This window comes from Ralstonia pickettii (assembly GCF_016466415.2).
GTDB classification, from domain to species: Bacteria; Pseudomonadota; Gammaproteobacteria; order Burkholderiales; family Burkholderiaceae; genus Ralstonia; species Ralstonia pickettii.
The window spans coordinates 1,539,414-1,556,412 of sequence record NZ_CP066771.1; the positions used below are offsets into that span (position 1 = coordinate 1,539,414).

Sequence of the window (16,999 nt, forward strand, 5' to 3'; positions counted from 1 at the left end):
GCCTGTATTGACCAATTCTGGCCGATCAATGTTGGCGAACAACATCAACGGGGCGGAAAGAGCTGAAAAGCCGAACGGGCGTGTCGCCGCTTACCGCAACAACCTTCGACCGTCGTTGATGGCCGCATCCGGCGCAAACATGGGCATGACATCGACCGTATTGCTGGCGGTACAGATTTCCGCCGACGGATCGAAGCGCTTCACGTTGCGGTTGCTCGCCATGGTGTCGGCCAGGCATGCCTGGCCATCCACACAGCGGTTCAGGATGCGGTCATAAAGGTCCGGCGCCACGCTGGCATAGCGCTGCACGGGTTCGCTCTCGCTGGGCTTGGCGAGCTTCACGTAAGCGTCCTTCGACAGCGACGTGCCCGACGACTTGACCTGCTGGACCCACCGGTCGAACTCGTCGTTCGACAGTCCGTGGAATTTGAACCGCATGTGCGAGAAGCCCGCGCCGCTGTAGTTGGACGAGAGCCCGTCATAGACGCCAGGCCGGTTGATCACCGCATGAAGCTTGGTTTCCATGCCCGGCATGGCATAGACCATGCCCGCCAGAGACGGCACGAAGAACGCGTTCATGACCGTGGTGGCCGTGATCCGGAACGCAATGGGGCGGTCGACCGGTGCAGCCAGCTCGTTGACGGTAGCAATGCCCTGCTCGGGATAGACGAACAGCCACTTCCAGTCCATTGCCACGACTTCCACGGTAAGCGGCTTGGTCTCGGCGGGCACCGGACGGTCCTGATCCAGCCGTGTCAGCGGCCGATACGGATCGAGTTGATGGGTGCTGACCCAGGTGACGGCGCCCAGCGTGATGATGATCAGGAGCGGTGCGGCCCAGATGGCCAGCTCCAGCACGGTGGAATGATCCCAATCGGGGTTGTAGTGCGCGTTTTCAGCGCTCTCCCGATACCGCCATGCAAACACCAGGGTCAGAACGATCACCGGGACGATGATCAGCAACATCAGACATGTCGCGATGATGATCAAATCCCGCTGTCGCACCGCCATGTCGCCAGCCGGCGACAACAGCACCGCGTGGCTACAACCTGTAAGGGTCACCAACAAGGCAATTGCTGCACCTCGCCAAAGCGACCTTCCCGTAATTCCAAGGGGTGTCACTACTGCATTGAAGCGTGGCATGGGTCTCGGAAGTGGCGTTTGATTAACGTCGCGCTGGGATGGCCCAACGATTTTTCGACTTGTCGTTGCAGTTTAGGCGCTATTCTGGTCTTGTGATGACGGACTTTTTGATCGCCGTACGACACCCCCTCCCCCGAATCCCGATGGAGACTCAACGATGGCAAGTCTGACCCACCAGCATCGCGCGTCGCCCACTGCCCCGCCCGCCCCGGGACACCATGAAGTTGCCCCGGCAGAGATTGCCATAGGCGTCGTGATCGGGCGCGCGTCGGAGTACTTCGACTTTTTCGTCTACGGCATCGCGTCGGTGCTGGTGTTCCCTTCGGTCTACTTTCCGTTTGCCAGTGAATTGGCCGGTCTGCTGTTCAGCTTCACGGTCTTTTCCTTCGCCTTTATCGGGCGCCCGTTCGGCACGGCGCTGTTCATGCGCATCCAGCGCCGATGGGGGCGCAGTACCAAACTGACGGCGTCGCTCTTCCTACTTGGCACGGCCACGGTGGGCATTGCGTTCTTGCCGTCGTACGCAACGATCGGCCATTCGGCCATCTATTTGCTGGCGCTCTTCCGCTTCATGCAGGGCATCGCGTTTGGCGGCTCGTGGGATGGCCTGCCCTCTTTGCTGGCGCTGAACTCCCCTGAAAACAAGCGCGGCTGGTACGCCATGGTCGGGCAGTTGGGCGCCCCGACCGGGTTCATCATCGCCGGGGCGCTGTTCCTGTTCCTCTATACCAGCCTGACGTTTCAGGAATTCATCGATTGGGGCTGGCGTTATCCGTTCTACGTCGCCTTCGCCATCAACGTGGTGGCGCTATTTGCGCGGCTGCGGCTGGTGGTGACGCACGAATACACGCAACTGCTCGAGGAAGAACAGCTGGAACCCATCAGCACCCTGCAGATGGTGAACGCGCAAGGGTTCAACATCTTCCTGGGGGCCTTTGCCGCACTTGCCAGCTATGCGCTGTTCCACCTGGTCACCGTGTTTCCGCTGTCATGGGTGTCGCTGCGCAAGACACAGAGCGTGCCTGCCGTGCTGACCGTCCAGATCATCGGCGCTGCGATCGCGTTTGTGGGGACGCTAGTTTCCGGCCTGATTGCCGACCGATTCGGTCGACGCACCACCTTGGCGGCTATGGCCGTGCTGATTGGCATCTTCAGCCTGGCCGCACCTTGGCTGCTCGATGGCGGTGTTGCGGGCCAGGACATTTTCATCCTGGTCGGCTTCGGTCTGCTGGGGCTGTCCTATGGCCAGGCGGCGGGCGTGGTGACGTCCAACTTTGAGAGTCGATTCCGCTATACCGGTGCCGCCCTGACGACCGATTTCGGCTGGCTGTTCGGTGCGGCATTCGCACCGCTCGTGGCGCTAGGCTTGTCGTCGCTGTTCGGCCTTGGCGCGGTCAGCCTGTACCTGCTCTCAGGGGTGGTGGGGACGCTGGTGGCGCTGCGGATCAATAAGGCGCTTGGGACACCGGATTCGTAATGCCGTTGCCCGGGGAAACGCCATAGGCACGCGAACTGCTACGAATCCGCAGTGCGCAAGAGCGCTTTTTCAAAGGAGCAGACCATGAACAAGGATCAAGTGAAAGGTACGGTCGAGAAAATGAAGGGCAAGGTCAACGAGGCCCTGGGCAAAGCGACCAATAATCCTGCACGCGAACTGAAGGGCGACCTCCAGCAGGCCGGTGGCCAAGCGCGCAAGGACGCGGGAGACGTCAAGGAAGCAGCGAAGGACATTGCAAAGAAGTCCCGCTGATTGGGCCGTGCATGGCTTCGGCACACCGGTGCTGACGCACATCGCCTAGAAGGAGGGCGACCGGGCGGTCGCCCTTTTTTTCGCCCACAGCGGAGCAGGCATGCTGCCATCGCAACGTGCAGCGGCCCAGAGTCGCGCTCGAGAAACGGTTTGCCCGATGCCTAGAAGATTGCCTTCATTGTCTCGGAACCACGCCCCCTTTCCGCCCCCCCAGCCTTGGACGGGTAATCTCCTTCAATGCGTGCAATGCTGTTGACGGTCTTCAGCCCAGGAAGGCCGTATTCCTCAAACGTCACCCCGCGCTGCCACAGCTCGCGAACCGTCGCCTTGATGTCAGAGACTTCCCACCCCATTCGCGTATGGGCCCCGGAGACACCTCCGGCGGACTGGAACAACGTGAAATAGCCGTTCCCCGCATTTGTAACGCAGACCGCCGGGCCGCTCCTCAACCAGCTCAAGACCCAGCTTCGACTGCCGCGCGCGTGCGAGATCCTGCGCCAGAATCCGGGTGGTACGTCGCCGGCGAGCGGGGGTGATAGCCGCCGTTGGTTTTCCATACGCGTCGACAACTCTGCTTGATGACACCGATGGCCTCGTTGCGTCAAGTTGCGCAGGGAGGACGTGCGCTCGCACATCGCGCGAATCACATCAATCGCGCAGTCGCTCGACGGTGCAGTCTTCATCGTCGACGTGGTCGCCAAAGACGACGATCTCCGCCCTCCCCTTCACGGGCGACTAGTCGGCCACCGTGCGGGCGGTGCCCTGGCGGTCATCCAGGATGGCAACCATTTTTACAGAGGTCGTCGTCATGGCATCTTCAATCAGTCCGGTTTGCTCGATTCAGAATGCTCCGGACAGCAGATAACCTGCACTCGGAACCTTCGCCTTCAGCCCAAGCGTCTTCAGCATCTGGTAGACCGTAGAAGTCGCCGCCGAGAACACAGGCCGATCGAGCCGGTCTTCGACCACCTGAATTGATGGCAGCGACGGCATCTGCACGCATGCCGACAGCACGACCGCATCGGCGCCGCTGATGTTGAGGCGATCCGCATGGCCGACAAGGTTTGCCGGATCGAGCCGACCCACGGCAAGATTGTCCGATACTTCCAGGCTGATTGAATCGGTGACTTCGATACCGGAATCCTCGATATAGTCGATCACTGTTTGCGTGAGCGGCTTCATGTATGGCGTGATGATTGCAACCTTCTTGTAGCCCTGTACATGGATGGCGTCTATCAGGGCTCCGGCGGAACTGAGCACAGGCGTGGGGGCGTTGTTCTGCTCGGTAATCCTGGCCAGACGCTCCTGCGAAACACGGTGATAGCCACGGCCCTGGCTCATGATGGCGACCAGGCAAGCATATGCCATGACATCGCAGCGGGCATCACTCAATTCAAGCGCGCAGCGGTCGCTTGCCACGTCCATGTTTTTCAGCTCCTCTGGTGTGACATGCATCATGCGCATGCGGGCTGAGTGGAACGTGAAACGTTCATCGGGAAACTCGGCGTAGCGGGAGGTCAGCATCGCCGGGATTTCGGTCTCCATCGTGGTATTGGAGCTGGGGACAATTTGCCCAATGCGGAAATTCTTCATGATCAGAGGCTTCCTTCGAGAAGAGATTAGTTGTCGCTGGTGAGACGCACGCCCTTGGTTTCCTGAAGCAGGAACACCATGGCCGACGCAATGAGGTAGGACACCGATGCCAGCGAAATCGTCGCAGTGAATCCGATCAGCGGTATCAGGATCGGCACCAGCTTGATACCGAGGATGGCGCCCACGCGGCCAAAGTTGAAACAGAAGCCGGCCGCCGTGGAACGAATGCTGGTGGGGAACAGCTCGGAATACCAGGCGCCGAAGCCGCTGAAGTAGCCGGTAAAGAAACCGAGCAGTGCCGCAAGGACGCCAATGGCGACGATGTTGCGGGTTGTGAATGCTAGTTTTCCGTCCGTCAGTGGCATCAATGTCGCGCCGTATGCGAACACCGGCACCATGATTGCCATGCCCAGGAAGAACAGCGCAAACGACTTGCGGCGACCAATCAATTCGGCAAGCTGGCCGTAGACGAGATAGCCTATCGTGGCACCGATGCCGGTCCAAATCAGGAACACCGGAGCCTGGTCCACACGCACATGCAGGATGCTCTGCAGATAGGTCGGGGTAAAGGTCGTGATGATCCAGTACCCGTACATGCCGAAGATCGAAATCGACAGGCCCAGCAGGGTCATCTTCAGGTAGGCCGGGCGGAAGATCTCGAACAGGCTCGACTTCTTCGCGTGTTTCGCCTTGTAGGTTCGGTTAGCAAGCCAGACCGGCGACTCCTTCACGAACAGCAGGATGAATACAAACGTCACGTATGCAGGAATCGATGCGTAGATGAAGAGCTTGCGCCAGGAATCGGGGTTCGAGGGGTCGAGTAGCGTCCATGCGAAGCATGCCGCCAGGAGTCCGCCGCCTGACCAACCGGTTTGCATGAACGCGATGGCCTTGGCGCGGCCCTCCGGGGCCCAGATCTCAGACACCAGTGCCGATGCAGCGGACCACAGGCCACCCACGGCCACACCGACGCAGAATCGGTAGACATTCAACTCGAGCACGCTCGATGCGAAGCCACACAGCAGCGTTCCGGTGCCATAGATGAACACGGACGCGAGAATGGTCTTCTTGCGTCCGATCCGGTCCGCGATATTGCCCAGAAACAGCCCACCGATCCCTGTTGCGAGCAGAAACCATGCGACAGTGGAGACGACATCCCTCAGGCCAACGGAGAAGGTATTCGCAATCGCAAGCATCACGAAACCGAAGATGGTCGCGTCCAGCGCATCGAACAGCCATGCCGCCCAGGAACCACCGAGCGTCACATAGCGCTGTACGGTAGACGAAAGAGCAGGCTGCCGGAACGCCCCGGTGCTTGCCGCGTCTGGCGATGAGTTGATAGTCAATTTGGTCTCCGTTCGTTATTGCCAGGTCTTGTCCGCTTGTGGGAAGAGGCCGACAGATCTTCGAGCTTGCGGCTACACTTGCGCCATGCGACTAACTCTGGGCGGATGAATGTTAGAAGCCCAACCAATGTTGGTACATCAATCATTCGCGAGCTCACCATCGCTGATTGCGATGGTGCTTCAGCAGCCAGGGCCACTGGATCACGCACGCCAATGAAACTGGATCCGCAATCACTTCGCCTGTTTATCAGCGTGCTTGAGGAAGGCACCATTGCGGCTGCCTCGCAGCGCGAACACATTGCCGCGGCCGCCGTGAGTCGCCGGCTCAGCGAGCTGGAGTCGCTTCTGGGATCGCAACTCCTGATTCGCAGCAATAAGGGCATCGAACCTACGGAAGCCGGAACGGCGCTGATGTACATGGCGCGCGGTGTCCTGAACGACCTCAGCGGCATCGTCTCGGAGATGCAGGAGTACTCGCATGGCAAGCGGGGATCGGTTCGCCTGCTCGCCAATATTTCCGCGATTACCCAGTTTTTGCCCGCACTCCTGAAATCGTTCATGGAAAAGCACCCGAATATCCGGGTGACCCTTGAACAGATGGAGAGCCTCGCGATCACGCGGAGCGTCGCCGAAAGCCGTGCCGATATTGGGCTCTTTACGCGCATGCCGCATGAGGCCAGCGTCGAGATCCACCCCTTTCGCACCGACGAACTCGTGGTCTTGCTTCAAGCGGATCACCCGCTTGCGGACCGCGCCAGCGTTTGCTTCGATGAAGTACTTGATTTCGACGTTGTGTCCCTGCACAGCGGGACACACCTGCACTACCAGATGCTGCAGGCCGCAAACGAATCCGGCCGCACATTCTCGCCGCGGATGGAGGTATCCAGTTACGATGCGCTCTGTTTAATGGTGCAGACCGGCATGGGCATCGGCATATTGCCAAAGGGCAGTACCAGCGCGTATAGCATGCCGGAAATGAAGATCCTGCGTCTGGACGAACCGTGGGCCCAGCGAGAACTATCGATGTGCGTGCGCAACGTGGAAACACTGACACCGGCGGCACGACTCCTGTTCGATCACCTTCAGCGCGAGCAATCTGCTGAAACACCTGCAGTGAATGGCACCGCGGCGACGTCCTCCTAGATGAAGCCACCGTGCAAGCTGTCCGGTCAATGGCGTGCGCGCCTGTCAAAGACCCGAAGACCGGTCAACCAACGCACACACCCTTCTCCAGACTGTTCGCATTCGGCCTAGACCGCACCGTGCCGCCGCCCGCACACTCGCCGACCTCGCCGGCCTCCACCCCGCTGACGTCGAGCGCGCTGCAACTGCTCAACAAACACCTCTGCCAGGCCGACCGCTACACCGGCATGCTCATCGTCCTGCAGCACGACGACGCCAAAGAGCCCGCTGTCATCTCCGCCGGCACCTATCGGCACGAGCGCGCCCGCGCGCTGACTGATTTTGCGCGGGCGTCGGTGCAGATTTCGGAGTTGATTGAGGCGGGGGTGTAGACGCCAAACTGCGGCACGCATCGCTGGAGGCTTCGGCCTTGCGATGCGGCGGTCAGAGTGGGACTTAAAGCAGAGCGAGCGCCTGCGCGCAAGACTGCCAGCCAATCTTTACACGGCCACCTTGCGCTTGCGGCGTCCGACCGCGATGTGTACCCACAGGGCGACACACGACAAAAGACCCGCAGACCAGTGAAGATACTCTGCACTTTGGCGCAACAACTGGCCATTCACGTAGTACAGCGCATAGCCCGTGACGACCAGCATCAATGCGAGGGAGCCGAGCAACGCTCCGGCTGCGCGATTACGTTTTCGCATCCATGCGTTACGGATATGCGGCCCCCACAGCATTCCAAACAGGTAAAGCACTGCCATGGCGGCCGCGCCGTGCAGCTTCATGCTCCAAGCGAGCACCAGCGTTCCGCCTTCGCTGCCGTCGTCTAGAAAATGCAGGACCAGCCAGGCGAGCCCCGTAACCAGCAGGGCAGCAAATACCCCATAGACCAGCCAGCGCCGTCGCGGACTAAGGCGAAAAGCGCTTTCGCGCAGATGGAGGGAGAAACGTGGTGGAACGGACATGGAGTACTGTCGGCCGGCTAAGCTCGCGAGTATACGACCACAGCCCCGCCGTACCGTCTCAACAGCGGATGCGCTGCATCGCCAGTGGCAAGCACGACTTTGGTCAGCGCGTCGGCCAGCATGCAGGTGGGCGCCTGCACCGTTGCACCGGCAAGCGGTGGCAGCAACCTGCCGCGAGCATCGCGGATGCGGGATGCACTTTCGGCGACTGCGCCAAAACCGCCAGCCGTCGAACTCGCCAGTGCCGCGTTGTCGAGCAGCACAGACGTTGCAACACGGGCAGCGTTTTGCGGGTCACGCACCTGCACCGACATCGGCCAGGCGCCGTGGTGGCGCAGGTCGCCGCCGGCATTCACGATCGCGCGCTCGACCGCGAAGGTGCGCAACACCTCGATCGCACAATCCACCGCAAAACCCTTGGCGATGCCTCCAAGATCCATGTATGCGCAGGTTTCTTTGACGACGATGTCACCGTCGAAGGAAATGGGAAACCGCCTGTCCGCGAGCAAGTCGGAGGGGCTGACACGGCAATCGAATGCGCGCTCCGACACGATATGCAGTTCAGCCGCAAGGCGCAGAACGGCAAGGGTCCGAGAATCTGCAATGAGCCTCTCACCCGGCGCCGCGCGATTGATGACCTGCAGTTCACTGTCCTTCGCATGAAAAGTGAGCAATGCGTGCACAGCGGCCATCTCGTCGAACGCGGCCGCCACGGCGGCTTCCGCCTCCGACCCTTCAGCCTGCACGTCGACCAGGGTGCCGAGCAACGGGCGCGCGCGCCGGCAAGTCGCGCGCATCAGCGCTGGACGAGCGCCAACCGCGCCATCACCGCAATGCGCCGGATGCCATCGGTGAGATGCGTGCACGACAACGTTGCTCCGCTGATGTTGTTGATGTCATCGCCCACACGCAGCGCCGAATTGGCCGACTTGCCCAGAAACTGTGCGCGCCACGGCTTGTTGCGGACTTCGTAGCCGTGGCTTTCTCGGTAGGTAAGGATTTCCACGCCGCTGATCTCGCCGGCGGTGTTCAGGGCCACGGCGTAGTTGATGAGCTCGAATTTGCCGATGACGGCGTCGGTCACGAAGTAGCCGAGTGTCTTATCACCTTGCTTGGCTTGCCATGCGCGCCACGCACCCGGCTTGGCCGGGCCGCCCGCACGTTCGGCCAACTGCTTGAGCTGGTCGGCTGAGAGCGTGAGCGGCACCGGCTCAAAGCCTGTGGCGCCGGGAAACATTGCCTTCTGGGCCTCGGCAGCGGACAGGTAGTCCGCCGCAAACGCCTTGGTGACAATCATGCCCGGCGCCCCCACGGCGGCGGCACAGACAAGAACAATGGGCACTGGCTGGTAACGCATGGCTTGCACCTCCTTGGATTTGCCGCTCCCGCAGCTTAGAACGACACGCCCAGACCCAGATCCACACGAGAGAAATCGCGGTTCTGCTTGAAGCGCTGGTAGTCCACCTTGAAGACCACGTTCGGGTTCAGATAGAAGTTCGCGCCGATGGTGTACACGGTGTCCGACAGCGAGGGCCAACCGGCAGGCATCGTGAAGCCCGGAGCCAGACCTTCGTACTTCTCGGCCATGTTGTAGCGTTCATAGCGGACGAACGGCGCGAAGCGGTAGTCGCCCTTCTGCCACAGGTTGTAGGCCGCCTGTGCATACCAGCCGTAGAACGCCGCCGGCATCGGGTTGGCGGCACCCGGGTTCAGCTGATTGGCGGCAGCGGTGTTGCTGAACGTACCGCGTGCATACAGGGCAGACAGATCCCACTTGCCCGGCGTCCAGCGCGCGTGCGCTTCGTACAGCGTGGCGCGCTGTTCAGGCAGCACGGCTTCGGTGCTCGACCGGCTGCTCTTGCCCGTGAAGACCGAGCCGCCCAGCGTCACGCCCGAAATACCGGTGTAGTTCAGCGCCACATACTGCGACAGGTTCTTGGCGTTGGCCAGCCCCAGTTCCTGGTGCGAGGTCTGCATCGGGGCGATGGCGTTGTTCTGCATCTCCAGCGCGGACTTAAACAGCGGGTTCTCCGGGTTGAAGTTCCACTTGGCCAGGTCCAGCCCGGTAGTCAGACCCACATTCCAGTTCAGGCCGAAATCGGTATCGCCGTACAGCGAGAGACCGCCCTCACGCCACGTGCTCGGGATGATCAGCGTCTCGACAAAGTTGCGATGCACGCCGTAGTAATTGGTCGGCTCGTGGTTGCGGTTGATGAACCCCGCTGGGATCAGGAACAGGCCCGCATTCAGGCCGATCTTGTCGGTCAGCTTGTGGTCGATGTAGAACTGCTCGACTTCGAATTCACCCGAGTCGGTGGCCGACGTGATGGCGTGCTCGATCTCGAATTCGGAGTTGAAGCGCGTCTTGTCGTCGAACTTGTAGCCGATACCGAACACTGCGCGCGCAAGGTCGAACTTGGTGTCTTCGGAACGGCGCGTCGGGCGGCTGTAGTTGGCTTCGCCGTAGCCCCACAGCGTAAGGTTGTCCAGCGGCGATGGCCTGGTCGAGGCGAGCTGTGCCGTCTGCACGGTCTGCTGCACGTCTTGCAGGGCCGCGGTTTGCTGTGCCTGTGCCTTCGCCTGCGTCTGCTGCTGCGTGGCGAGCGTCGCGTTCTGCGCCTTCACCTCTTTCAGTTCGGCCTTGAGCGCTTCAATCTGCGCGGCCATGGCGTCGAGTTTCTGTTCGAGTTGCGCGGTGGTGGCGGCATTGGCTGCGCCGGCCCCCATCAGCGCAATGGCGGCGGCTACCGACAAGGCGGTTCGTTTCATGCTGTGACGCTCCCTGGTCTTGAAATTTTGAATTGGCTTACTTGCTTGTTGCCGTCTTGCTCAGCGTGGCTCCGCTGGCAGAGACGGTCTGGATACGGGCGGCACCCACGCTGGCTGCGGTGGAACTGCATTGCGCTGGCACGCGATAGGCCGACGGGTTGGCCGGATCAAATCCGTCGGTGAGCGTGCACAGGAAATGCACGAGATCACTCATCTCCTGGTTCGTCAGCGACGGCGCGGTGCCTGGGTTGTATGGCACTTCGGTCACGTTCACGTTGCCATCGAAGGCGACCGGCAGATCGTTGTATGGCACATCGGGTGTGCCGTCGGCCTTGACGTACCAGCGGCCGGGGTCGGTATCGCGCGTGATGTACCACGCCACCACCTGATCCAGCGTCTGGAACACGCCGTTGTGGAAATACGGTGGCGTCAGCGCGATGTTGCGTAGCGTCGGCACTTTGAACTTGCCGCATGTCGAGCCACCTACGCGGAAGTCGGTACGCAGCGGCCCGCAGATGCCGAGGTCGTAATAGCTGTAGTTCGGATCGCCCAGCGCCAGGCCGTTCTTCGGCACGTACGGCAGCGTGGTGCCTTCCTGGTTGGCAGCAATGCTCCAGTTGCGCGGGATGCCGACGTTGTCGTATGTGAAATCGGTAAACAACGCCGGCGTGCTGCCCTTGCCTGTCGAGATATGGCAAGCGTTGCAATTGCCCTTGGTCGGGTTGTTGAACAGCAGCAGGCCGCGCGTCTCGGCATCCGTCAGCGTTGTCTTGCCGGCGAGGTAGGCGTCGAACTTGCTGTCGAAGGTGTGGAAGCTCGGGTCTTCAGATTGGAAGGCCGCCAGCGCGCGGCCGATGCTCTGCATGGCGGCCGCACTGTCCTGGATGCCGGCCTTGGTGAACGCCGCAGTGAACTGATCGAGGTACGGCCGCGTCAGCAGCGTCTTCAACACGTCGTCTGCCGAGGCGTTGGCCATCTCGAATTCATTGGTGAACGGCTGCTGCGCCTGATCAGCCAAGGATGCCGAACGACCATCGCGGAAGAAACCGCCGGAAGCCTTGCCGGTACTGTCGATCTTGAAGTTCGGCGTGAACGAAGCGTAATTTAGCGACGGGGTGTTTCGCAGGCCGGGCAAATCGGAATTCGGCCCGCCGATCGATACGGCCAGATTGTTCGGATCAGTGAAACCGCGCGCCGGGTCATGGCACGACGCGCAAGACTGTTTGCCCGAGGCCGAGAGCGTCTGATCGAAAAAGATTTGCTTGCCGACCTGCGCCATGGGCGACAGGCCATCTGTTGCCGCGGGGGAAGACGTGCTAGCGCTATCTCCGCCACCGCCGCATCCCGACACCAGCGCGGCGGACGCCGCAGCCGACAGCACCAAGCGAGCCGCACGCCACAGCCGGGCTTGTGCGCTGCTTCCTCGACATTTCTCTGCTTTCATTTCCCTGACGCGGCAAGCTCTTTAGCCTACTAAGGCGGCTCAATTAATGGTAATAGGGGTAAGCGTCCTTTTCGTGCAAAATCTGGGGGTAATAGGGGTAAGCGTCCTTTTCGTGCAAAATCTGGCGGTTCCGTCTGAGTTTTCCTTGTAGATCAGTGGCTTGGAAATTCAGCGATTTCGCGACAGTCGTCCTTTTTGTGCGGAATCTGGCGGTTTCATACTGCTGGCCCAGGCAAACCTAGCTGTGTCCGGAAGGCCTGGCTGAGGGTGGGCAGCATATTCACTGCGCAGTGAATATGTCGTTTCTGCCGAATATTGGCGGTGGCAGAGCTCCCGCCTGACATGCAGCGACTCACCCCTTACGCTGCCGGGCCCGCCACGCCGAGCTGCGCCCGGTAATCGGTCAGCATGACTTGCTGCGCCTCGAGAAGCGCGGAAAGCTTGGCCAACTCTCCAACCATGTTCTCGCGTTCCGTTCGCGCCGCCGCCAGCTCTCCCACTTGCGCCTGGACTGTGGCGCGCAGAGCATCACGCTCTGCTTCCATTCGGGCTCGATCGGCGCGCGCTTGGTCGAGTGCGAGTTGGGCCTGTTCGCCGCGCATCTCCAGCTCGCGAACGCGCTTCGCCGCGGTCCCGGCTTCGGTGACCAGCCGCGCGCCATCCTTGTTCAACTGCGTGATCTCTCCCTGCTTGACGATCAGCGTCTGGTTGGCCTGCCGGATTTCCGCCTGCAGTTGTTGAACCTGCTGCTCGTGCCGGCGGGCGTCCTGATCCCGCTGCTCCTTGCTGGCATTGCGGAAGTGCTCCAGTGCCTGGTGTGCGTGCTGCAGCTTGTCCTCCAGCGAGCGACGGAAGCCTTCATGCTCGGCCAGCCGGGCCGTGAGGTCCTGGAGCTGCTGTGCCGAGCGTTCAGCCTCGATGGTGCGCTGCTGCAGCGCCGTCTGCGTGTCACTTTGCGCGGCCCGCACGTTGGCAATGGTGGCGTGGGCCTGCGCCAGCTCGGCGCGAAGCGCGGCGAGGTCTGCGGACAGCTTGTCGGCCTCCGCCCGGACTTGCTGGCGCTGCGCCGTGGCGGCAGCAACCTGTTGGTCGACCACCGCCTGTCCTTCTTCATGCAGGCGCGCAGCCAATCTGCCGACCAGATCCAGGATGGCGTCGGAGGTCGTGCCAGCCCGCTTCAGCGCCGTGCCTTCCTCCTCTTCCAGTTCCTTCAAATAGCGGTGGATGGTCGTCTTCGAGCCCGTGTTGCCCAACGCGATACGTATCGCATCGATCGACGGGTGCTGCCCCTGGGCGAGCAGCGAATCGCGAGCACGCTTAATGTCAAGACGACTGAGTCCGGCACGGGCCATGGCGTTAGAATTTGATACGGTATTACGTACTATGTATATACGTATTAATTTGAGGCGTCAAGGCGCCTCACTGGAGCCAATCTCTCACACGTGATAATGGCGGATTATCACGTGTGAAACCTCTCACATAGGGCTCCAGTCCAAACCTTCGGTACGAAACTCCAGAAAAGCGCGATTCTCGAAATGCTGGCCGCGCTCACCTGTCTCACGGCGGAAGGCGACAGTACGTTGCGGCCGGCAACGCGAAAACTCACCTTGCGTAGCCGCGGTTCGTCGTTAGGCGAGATGCCAAGTGCCACACCCCAAAAACGTTCACCTTTCCACGGCAACGTATGGTGGTGCCCCAGCAGCCAATCTCCGCTGGTCTTGCATCTGTCGGGCCGGCTCGCATGCTTGTCAAATGCGAGACGCCAAGCCTCGCTATACGCGCACCCAGCTCGCTAATCGACGAACGGAAACCGGAGTGAGAACCGGGTGACGCTGCCAGGGAATGTCGCGACCGATGCAGTGCCCGCATGCAACTCCATGATAGATCTCACGATGGCGAGCCCTAAACCGGTCGACTGATCAGAGTGGGAACGCGCTTGGTCGCCACGATAGAACCGATCAAAAACGCGTTCCCTATCCTTGTCAGGTATCGGGACGCCCTGATTCAATACGTGCACTGTGACAGAGTCTTCGTCACGCTGACAGTTCAAGCTCACGACCGAGCCATTGTCAGCATGGCGGACCGCGTTCGAGAGCAGGTTGCCGACGGCGCGCCGGAACATGGTCAGGTCGGCACTCACACTGCCGGACGCCGAGACCTCAATCTTCACGCCCTTGTCTTCACCCAGTACGGCAAAGTAACTCGCCAGCTTGGACAATTCGGTGCCGAGCTCGATTGGCACACGGTCCAGTTCGACCGTTGCCGCATCGGCGCGCGCCAGGAAGAGCATGGAGTCGATCATGCGCGAGAGGCGCTGATATTCCGCCAAGTTGTCCTCCAGCAGGGTCACGTAGTCGGCTACTTCTCGTTCACGCGAGAGCGCCACCTCGGTGTGGCCGATCAGGTTATTCAATGGCGTGCGCAGGTCGTGCGCGAGATCGGCGGAAAAACGATACAACCGCTCATAGCCCGACTCCAGTCGCTCCAGCATGGCATTGAATGCGACGCCAATTTCGTGGACTTCCGTTGGCGTACTGGGGGCGTCGACGCGGTAGCTGAGTCGTTCGACGTTAATCCGGTGCACTTGCTGAATCAGTGCCTGTGCTGGCCTGAGTTCACGCCGGGTGATCAAGGCACCAAGAAGCGCAGTGAGAACCGCGCCCACCAGAATGCCGACGACGATGCTATTGCCCAGCCGGATCACCACCTGGCGCCGATCGTTTCCGTTCTTGGCCACCGATACTGTGGCGAACGGTACGCCATCACTCGCCTCGACGATACGCTTCCCCATGATCCATGTGCCGTCGTCATGAATTCCGGACCCAGTGGCAGCCAGATCGAAATCCGATCGCAGGCCGTCAGCCGTTCGATAGACGAGCCTGCCTTGCGGTGTTCGGAGTCTCAACGCCAAACCATCGTATCCCCTGACCAGATCGAACAAGCTGTGTTCGAATTTCTCGGTCTGCTCAAGGCTGCCAGCGTCTCGGACCAGGTGGCTCACCTGCGTCAGCTTGGCCTCGATGATTTCTACGTCCCGCGAGCGTAGTTGAGTATCCAGGGCGTAGTAGGCGTAGGCCCCCATGCTAGCCAGCGCAAACGTGACCAGGATCGAGAATAGCGAGGTCAGCCGACCGATCAGTGAACGCGCCACGTCTCATTTTCCGCGATGAGGATCAAGGACATAACCCATGCCCCGGACGGTATGGATCAGTTTGGTATCGAACGGCTCATCGAGCTTGGCGCGAAGACGGCGTATCGCCACGTCCACGACGTTCGTGTCGGTATCGAAGTTGACATCCCAGACGTGCGAGGCGATGGACGTGCGGGAAAGCACCTCCCCACTGCGGCGAGCCAACAGATGGAGCAGGACGAACTCCTGGCTGGTCAACTCCACCTTGACGCCGGCGCGTACGACTTTGCGGCCAAGGACATCGATATCGAGATCGCCGACGCTCAGATGCTCGGATTCGCGACCGCTGCTTTGCCGCAGGCAGCGGCGAATTCTGGCGAGCAGTTCGGCAAACGCGAACGGCTTCACCAAGTAGTCGTCGGCGCCGAGTTCGAAACCACGTACCCGATCGGCCACGTCATCCCGCGCCGTCAGAAACAGAACCGGGACATCACTCTTCTGCCGGATCATCTTGATCACGCTCCAGCCGTCTGCACCCGGCAGCATGACATCCAGCAGGATCAGGTCGTACCGCACCTCGCTGGCGAGATGCGCCCCGTCCATGCCGTTTGCGGCAATATCGACAACAAATCCGGATTCAGTCAGGCCCTTGAGCAGGTATTCCGCGGTTCGAGCCTCGTCCTCGATGACCAGTATTTTCAATGAGAGTGTCCTTGATGACCGTGGCGTTCGTCGGGTTGGCCGCTCGTCGCAGCAGCAATAGGCTCGCTGGGCCGGAAATGCGTCACGGCATCCGCCTGCGCGCACGGCCGCAGTTCGAACTGGATGGTGATATGCGTGATGCCGAAGCGTTCGGCAAGCCGGTCTCGGGCGACCGGCAGAATGTCGCGTTCGGGATTGACGGCGGGTTCGTTGACCAAGTGCACCGTCAAGCTGGTCTTGCCGCTCGTCAAGGACCACACATGCAGGTCGTGCATGCTGCGAACGCCGGGAATTGTCAACAGCGCCTGCTCCACGGATGGTAAGTCGATATCCTCTGGCACGCCTTCAAGCAGAATGTTGATGCTGGATTTGAGCAGGATCCAGGTGCGAGGCAGCACCCACAGCCCAATCAGCACGGCGATAGCCGAATCGACCCAGGTCCAACCGGTGAACCGGATAACGATCGCCGCAAAAATGACGCCGATCGAGCCCAGCAGATCGCTCCAGACCTCCAGGTAGGCCCCCTTGATGTTGAGGCTCTGTTCTCGGCCGCCTGCGAGAACTCGCATGCTGACGATGTTGACGACGAGGCCGATGGTGGCGATCCCCAGCATGCCCAACGATTGCACTTCGGCAGGCGCGCGCAAGCGCTGATATGCCTCGTAGAGGATGTACAGCGCTACCCCAAACAGCAACAGCGCATTGAAGGCCGCCGCCAGAATCTCAAAACGGTAGTACCCGAACGTCCGCTGCTTGTCTGCCGGCCGCTTGCCGATCTGGATCGCTGCGAGCGCAATGGCCAGTGCCGCGGCATCCGTGAACATATGCGCGGCATCGGAGATCAGCGCCAAGCTCTTGGTCAAAATGCCGCCGATCAACTCGGCGAGCAGAAACGTGCTGGTCAGCGCGAGCGCGATTTTCAATGCACGCTCGTTCCCGGTTGCATGGCTGTGGTCATGTCCTGCGCCCATGGCGAAAGCTCCTTGCGTAAGCGGCGCGGACCTTCTGTACCCGCGCCGTCAACTCCATCTC

General features: G+C 60.9%; 16 protein-coding genes. 4 read left to right on the forward strand and 12 right to left on the reverse strand.

What is annotated here, in order from left to right; translation table 11 throughout:
* Positions 1–90: 90 nt before the first annotated feature.
* Positions 91–1,143, reverse strand: coding sequence for a ubiquinol oxidase subunit II (gene cyoA / locus RP6297_RS07300; protein WP_009277499.1), 1,053 nt, complete (start codon positions 1,141–1,143; stop codon positions 91–93).
* A 157-nt stretch (positions 1,144–1,300) separates the two neighbouring features.
* On the opposite strand from cyoA, the gene RP6297_RS07305 reads away from it, so the two are divergent.
* The gene (locus tag RP6297_RS07305) at positions 1,301–2,620 is read left to right on the forward strand and encodes an MFS transporter (RefSeq protein WP_009238046.1); all 1,320 of its coding nucleotides are present in this window, start codon (positions 1,301–1,303) and stop codon (positions 2,618–2,620) included.
* Between the two features lie 84 nt (positions 2,621–2,704).
* Entirely contained in the window at positions 2,705–2,893 is a 189-nt protein-coding gene (locus tag RP6297_RS07310; RefSeq protein WP_004627028.1) for a CsbD family protein, read from the forward strand.
* Positions 2,894–3,733: 840 nt separating this feature from the next.
* Here the strand turns inward: RP6297_RS07310 and RP6297_RS07315 are convergent.
* Entirely contained in the window at positions 3,734–4,486 is a 753-nt protein-coding gene (locus RP6297_RS07315; protein ID WP_009238044.1) for a maleate cis-trans isomerase family protein, read from the reverse strand.
* Between the two features lie 26 nt (positions 4,487–4,512).
* A complete protein-coding gene (locus RP6297_RS07320; protein WP_004627032.1) occupies positions 4,513–5,832 on the reverse strand; it encodes an MFS transporter in 1,320 nt (439 codons plus the stop codon).
* Positions 5,833–6,045: 213 nt separating this feature from the next.
* Between RP6297_RS07320 and RP6297_RS07325 the strand changes: the two genes are divergently transcribed.
* Both RP6297_RS07325 and RP6297_RS07330 read left to right on the forward strand, forming a co-directional pair.
* Complete coding sequence (locus RP6297_RS07325; RefSeq protein ID WP_009238043.1) at positions 6,046–6,975, forward strand: LysR family transcriptional regulator; 930 nt, start codon at positions 6,046–6,048, stop codon at positions 6,973–6,975.
* A gap of 119 nt (positions 6,976–7,094) precedes the next feature.
* On the forward strand, positions 7,095–7,346 hold the full coding sequence (locus tag RP6297_RS07330; RefSeq protein ID WP_223293267.1) for a hypothetical protein: 252 nt from the start codon (positions 7,095–7,097) through the stop codon (positions 7,344–7,346).
* 108 nt (positions 7,347–7,454) lie between these two features.
* Here RP6297_RS07330 and RP6297_RS07335 read toward each other — a convergent pair whose 3' ends face one another.
* The 9 genes from RP6297_RS07335 to RP6297_RS07375 form a co-directional block, all read right to left on the reverse strand.
* Positions 7,455–7,922, reverse strand: a complete 468-nt coding sequence (locus RP6297_RS07335) for a hypothetical protein (protein WP_009238041.1) — start codon at positions 7,920–7,922, stop codon at positions 7,455–7,457.
* A gap of 17 nt (positions 7,923–7,939) precedes the next feature.
* Positions 7,940–8,689, reverse strand: a complete 750-nt coding sequence (locus RP6297_RS07340) for an FAD:protein FMN transferase (RefSeq protein WP_223293268.1) — start codon at positions 8,687–8,689, stop codon at positions 7,940–7,942.
* Positions 8,690–8,718: 29 nt separating this feature from the next.
* Positions 8,719–9,279: an FMN-binding protein gene (locus RP6297_RS07345; protein ID WP_009238039.1), complete on the reverse strand. Its 561-nt coding sequence runs from the start codon at positions 9,277–9,279 to the stop codon at positions 8,719–8,721.
* Positions 9,280–9,314: 35 nt separating this feature from the next.
* On the reverse strand, positions 9,315–10,691 hold the full coding sequence (locus tag RP6297_RS07350; RefSeq protein ID WP_004627043.1) for a porin: 1,377 nt from the start codon (positions 10,689–10,691) through the stop codon (positions 9,315–9,317).
* A gap of 37 nt (positions 10,692–10,728) precedes the next feature.
* Positions 10,729–12,135 (reverse strand): cytochrome-c peroxidase, encoded by a 1,407-nt coding sequence (locus RP6297_RS07355; protein ID WP_037027432.1) that lies wholly within the window; start codon positions 12,133–12,135, stop codon positions 10,729–10,731.
* 359 nt (positions 12,136–12,494) lie between these two features.
* Entirely contained in the window at positions 12,495–13,487 is a 993-nt protein-coding gene (locus tag RP6297_RS07360; protein WP_009238037.1) for a DNA-binding protein, read from the reverse strand.
* 440 nt (positions 13,488–13,927) lie between these two features.
* Positions 13,928–15,286 carry a heavy metal sensor histidine kinase gene (locus tag RP6297_RS07365; protein WP_009240706.1) on the reverse strand — a complete coding sequence of 453 codons (1,359 nt, stop codon included), beginning with the start codon at positions 15,284–15,286 and terminating at the stop codon, positions 13,928–13,930.
* 3 nt (positions 15,287–15,289) lie between these two features.
* Entirely contained in the window at positions 15,290–15,967 is a 678-nt protein-coding gene (locus RP6297_RS07370; RefSeq protein WP_009240707.1) for a heavy metal response regulator transcription factor, read from the reverse strand.
* Positions 15,964–16,938: a cation diffusion facilitator family transporter gene (locus tag RP6297_RS07375; RefSeq protein ID WP_009240708.1), complete on the reverse strand. Its 975-nt coding sequence runs from the start codon at positions 16,936–16,938 to the stop codon at positions 15,964–15,966. Before RP6297_RS07375 ends, RP6297_RS07370 begins: the two co-directional genes overlap by 4 nt.
* Positions 16,939–16,999 lie beyond the last annotated feature (61 nt).